The organism is Arthrobacter sp. 01N442 (assembly GCF_056399345.1).
Map to the genome: position 1 here is coordinate 1 of NZ_JBFTRD010000013.1, position 3,675 is coordinate 3,675.

Here is a 3,675-nt window from a genome sequence, read left to right on the forward strand (position 1 = left end):
CCACGGGGTGGACAACACAGCCAAAACAACCAATCAATAAAACAATTGGTATCAACAAACTTGGCACACTATTGAGTTCTCAAACAACAGACACACCCGGCACCACCCAAACCCAACGGTCCAGGATCGCTCCGGAGCAACTTTTCAAACTTACCCGGTTTCAGTCTCCGAAGCAAATCCGATTTCCCGGACCTGCATCAGCAGACGAACCAGCCCCGCCAAAATTCTCTAGCGATTTTGACGCCGAAAGAACTCGGTTTTGAATTATTTTTGGGGGATTGGCCGCCTCCGGTCCTTCAGCGTTTCCGCTGCGCTCCCTCGTGGCGACTTAGAAAACAATACACCCAGTCGGGGGTAACTGCAAACCCGCCCACCCACCGGGCGGTGGCACGCGCGGTCAACGCGAAAACCGCGGCAACCCGGGCCCGCAACCCCGCCTTCCTCTCCCTGGCGGCAGTCCGCCGTCGTGGTTTGGGGCTGTATGCTCCATCACTTTTGGCTGCGGCTGCGGATACCATCAGGGGGTGAGGGCACAGCGCCGGCGCCAGAAAGCAGTTCCGTTCCATCGGCACGTGTCCGGTCCGGCCGTGAACGGGCTTTCGCAGCACGACGTCACGGCCCGGATTGAAAGCGGTCTGGACAACCGGGTACCGGACAAGACGAGTCGCAGCCTCTGGCAGATCTTCCGGGCCAACGTCCTCACGCTCTTCAACGCGATCGTGGGCTCGAGCTTCCTTGTGCTGTTGCTCCTGGGCCGCTGGCAGGACGCACTGTTCGGCCTGGCTGCCGCGGGGAACGCAGTGATCGGCGTCGTCCAGGAATTCCGGGCCAAAAGATCCCTGGACCGTCTTGCCGTCCTGGATGCCCCGCGCGCCCGGGTACTGCGCGACGGGAGCATCCGGGAGATCGCCACGGCCGACGTCGTCCGTGACGACGTCCTGGTCCTGCGCGCGGGAGACCAAGTTACGGCAGATGCAGCGGTGCTCGAAGCCGCGGGGCTCGAAGCGGATGAATCCCTCCTCACCGGCGAATCGGACCCCATTGCCAAGGACACCGGGTCTGAAGTGCTTTCGGGATCCATCATTGTGGCCGGCCATGGCAAGGCCCGGGTGGTACGGGTGGGTGCAGACTCCTTCGCCAGCCGGCTCACGGCTGATGCCCGCCGGTTCTCGCTCGTCAACTCGGAAATCCGCAACAGCCTCAACCGTGTGCTGCGCTGGATTGCCTGGGCTATCCTTCCTGTCGCCGCTTTGGTGGTCAACGGCGAGCTGCAGGCGCGCGGCGGTTGGCAGGACGCTATTGCGACGGGCGCCTGGACGGCAGCCTTGGTAGGCGTCATCGCCAGCGTGATCGCGATGGTTCCCTTAGGCCTTGTGCTGCTGACCAGCGTGGCGTTCGCGGTCGGAGGGCTCAGGCTGGCGGCCCACAAGGTTTTGATTCAGGAACTGGCAGCTGTCGAAGGACTCGCGAGGGTGGACGTCCTGTGCATGGACAAGACCGGCACCTTGACGGAGGGCGGCCTGAAGTTCGACGCGGTTCACCGGCTGTCGTCAACGCCGGATCCGGGCTGGGAGCAGGCACTCGGCTGGTTTGCGTCCGAACCCGAGGCAAACGCGACGGCGCGGAGCCTAGGCAGCGCTTTCGAGGACGACGGCGGATTCCAGTCGATTTCCTACGTTCCGTTCTCCTCCTCCCGCAAGTGGAGCGGGGTGACCTTTGGCGGGGGAAACGGCACGGCACCAACATGGATTTTGGGGGCCCCGGAAATGATTCTGGCGCCGCCAAACGGCGTCTCCGGAGGTTCGCGTCCGGGGTCCGTCGACAGCTCGCCCGGGACGACAAATCCGGACCGTGCCGGCGTCCTGGAACTAGCCGGCGAGCTCGCCGGGACCGGTCTTAGGACCCTCCTCCTGGCCGCAGCGGACACATCACCCGGAGGGAGTAAGACGCCAGCGCTGCCCCCGGGCCTGCGGCCCGTCGCACTGCTGACGTTCCGGGAACAAACCCGCACCGACGCCCGGGACACCCTGGAATTCTTTCGCGCCGAGGGTGTGGCCGTGAAAATCATCTCCGGCGACGATCCGCGGACCGTCGCCGCCATCGCCCGACGGGTTGGTCTCGATGTGGCCCAAGGCTACGACGCGCGTTCCTTACCGGAGGATCCCCTGCTTCTCGAGGAGGTGATGGGGAGCAACAATGTCTTTGGCCGAGTCAACCCCGAGCAAAAGAGGGACATGGTCGCTGCCCTGCAACGGCTTGGCCACACCGTGGCGATGACCGGGGATGGAGTCAACGATGCCCTCGCCCTCAAGACGGCAGACCTGGGCATCGCGGTTGATTCCGCCGCGCCCGCCACCAAGGCGGTGGCGCGTCTGGTCCTCCTCGACGGACGCTTCGACAGGCTCCCAGAAGTGCTGGCAGAGGGGCGAAGGGTCATCGCCAACATCGAGCGGGTATCGAGCCTTTTCCTCAGCAAGACGTCCTACTCGATTGCCATCGCCGTCAGTTTCGCACTGCTGCAGTGGCCATTCCCTTTCCTCCCCCGCCAGTTGTCATTCACCGATGGTTTGACGATCGGCATCCCTGCGTTCTTCCTCGCGCTGATGCCGAACACCCGCCGCTACAAACCCGGATTCCTCCGCCGGTCCCTCTGGTTCTCGCTGCCGGCCGGCCTAATCGTCGCGGCCTCCTTGCTGGTCCTCAACGCAGTCGCCCCGACGGCTGGAGCGCCCGCCCCGGAGGCAGCGCGTTCCGCTTCCGTGCTCACCCTCACGGTGGTTGGACTCTGGATCTTGGCGGTGGTGTCCCGACCGCTGAACGCCGGCCGGGTCACCGTACTGGCAGCCATGTGCGCCGCCCTCGTCATCTTGCTCAACGTTCCCTTGGCGCAGGACTTCTTCATCCTCTCCTGGCCGCCCACCGGACTCCTGCTCGCGGCACTGGCAACAGGTGCTGGCGGTGGCCTCGCGATTGAACTGCTCGTCTGGCTCCATGGCCGCAAGTTTCCGCGCTGACTCGGCCGACGTGCTCTCAGCAAGTCTGCCGTCAGGGTACCGACCAACGGGGCGACGAACCCTCCGATTCGGCTGCCGACGACGTCCGCCCCGGCCAACTCCGCATCGTCCTCTATCGACGCTCTCTCACCTTTGCCGCGTTTGCACCCAACGCTCCCTCACCTTTGGAGCGTTTCCTTCCGACGCTCCCTCACCTCTGACGCGATTTCAGACGACGCTCCCTCAATACGGGTGGTGTGGCTGCAGGAACTGCGCGAGGCTTCCAGCGACACGTCCAGGATGTGAGGGAGCGTTCGGCGTATAGCTGCCGGAGCTGAGGGAGCGTTTGTGGTGTGCGCACCGGATCTGAGGGAGCATCGTTCTAGAGTCCACCAGTGCTGAGGGAGCGTGCGTGGTGTGGGCTCCCGGTGCTGAGGGAGCGTCTGGGTTGTTTTTGGGTTAAATGGCGCAGGCCCCGACACTGTGTGTCGGGGCCTGGCTGTAATGTATGTCCGGCGGTGACCTACTCTCCCACACCCTCCCGGGTGCAGTACCATCGGCGCTGTGGGTCTTAGCTTCCGGGTTCGGAATGGGACCGGGCGTTTCCCCCACGCTATGACCGCCGTAACCCTGTGTCCGCACCCCGAACCCCTGTTGTGGGGGTTCCCTGGGCGGGAAATCT

General features: G+C 64.2%; 1 protein-coding gene and 1 rRNA gene. One reads left to right on the forward strand and one right to left on the reverse strand.

Translation table 11 applies throughout. The features are described 5' to 3' along the window. The first annotated feature begins 587 nt into the window (after positions 1-587). Positions 588-3,014 carry an HAD-IC family P-type ATPase gene (locus AC1DNC_RS16725; RefSeq protein ID WP_476863652.1) on the forward strand — a complete coding sequence of 809 codons (2,427 nt, stop codon included), beginning with the start codon at positions 588-590 and terminating at the stop codon, positions 3,012-3,014. 489 nt (positions 3,015-3,503) lie between these two features. On the opposite strand, the gene rrf is transcribed toward AC1DNC_RS16725, so the two are convergent. Further along, positions 3,504-3,620: ribosomal RNA gene (gene rrf / locus AC1DNC_RS16730) — 5S ribosomal RNA — on the reverse strand. Positions 3,621-3,675 lie beyond the last annotated feature (55 nt).